The 1,026-nt window shown below is 68.3% G+C and carries 1 protein-coding gene; it reads left to right on the forward strand.

What is annotated here, in order from left to right:
- Positions 1-213: 213 nt before the first annotated feature.
- A partial coding sequence (locus KBX53_RS34055) for a helix-turn-helix transcriptional regulator (RefSeq protein ID WP_210863936.1) occupies positions 214-1,026 on the forward strand: 813 nt, incomplete at its 3' end.

A 1,026-nucleotide genomic window follows, 5' to 3' on the forward strand; every position in this document is an offset into this window, starting at 1 on the left:
GAATCGGGGGTGACCGGCCACCGCCGTCGTATCGGGCCGGACCGTCGCGAGCTGCGCTTGCGTGGTGTTTCCAGGGACTTGGATATCGGCATGGAGGGTGGTGTTGGCAGCGCGCGAATTGTGTCGGGCTATCAGGCGGCGGACAGCCCGCTAGTGTTTGGTGACGGCGGCCTGGCCGCCGATGGTCTGTCCTGCGCTACGAGGAGGCCCGTGATGGATTCCTTGCCGGAGTTGACCTTCGGGCAGCGGTTGAAGGTCTACCGGGAGCGGTCCGGAAAGACCCGTGCGGTGCTCGGTGGGTTGGTCGGGCGCAGCGCTGAGTGGGTCAAGGCAGTGGAGACCGATCGCATTTTGCCGCCGCGCATTCACATGCTGGATCGCATCGCGCGTGCGCTCAAGGTCGAGGTGTCTGCCCTGGCCGGTGAGTTGGGCGCCCGGTCTGCTGTGGTCAACGGGCCGGAGCATCCGGCGCTGGCGTCGGTCCGGGATGCGGTGAACCGTTTCGTCGTTTCCGAGGAGGCTTCCCCGGAGTCGTTGACGAGCCTGAGGGGTCGGCTTGCGACGGCGTGGCGGGCACGTCATCAGGCGTCGGATCACCGTACGGTGCTGGGCGGGTTGTTGCCGGGGCTGCTGCGCGACGTGCAGCGCGCCGCGTTGGCGTACGAGGGTGATGAGCGTCGGCAGGCTCAGGCCCTGTTGGCGGAGACGTTCGGGTTGACGCAGATGTTCCTTGCCTACCAACCCGCTGCGGAGTTGTTGTGGCGGGTCGCGGACCGGGCGATGGTGGCGGGGCAGGAGTCCGGCGACCCGGAGGCGCTGGCGTGCGCGGGGTGGTTCCTGTGCCAGGTGCATCGGGATGCCGGGGACTGGGACACCGCGATGGCGGTGACAGTGGACCTTCTGTCGGTGCTGGAGCCGCGGACGGCCGATGGGAACACGAACCTGTTGGCGCTGTGGGGTGCGTTGAACTTCGAGGCTGCCTACACCGCCGCCCGTGCTGGTGAGGAGGGGCGGGCCTGGCGGTAC

It is taken from the genome of Micromonospora sp. M51, from assembly GCF_018070305.1.
GTDB classification, from domain to species: domain Bacteria; phylum Actinomycetota; class Actinomycetes; order Mycobacteriales; family Micromonosporaceae; genus Micromonospora; species Micromonospora parva.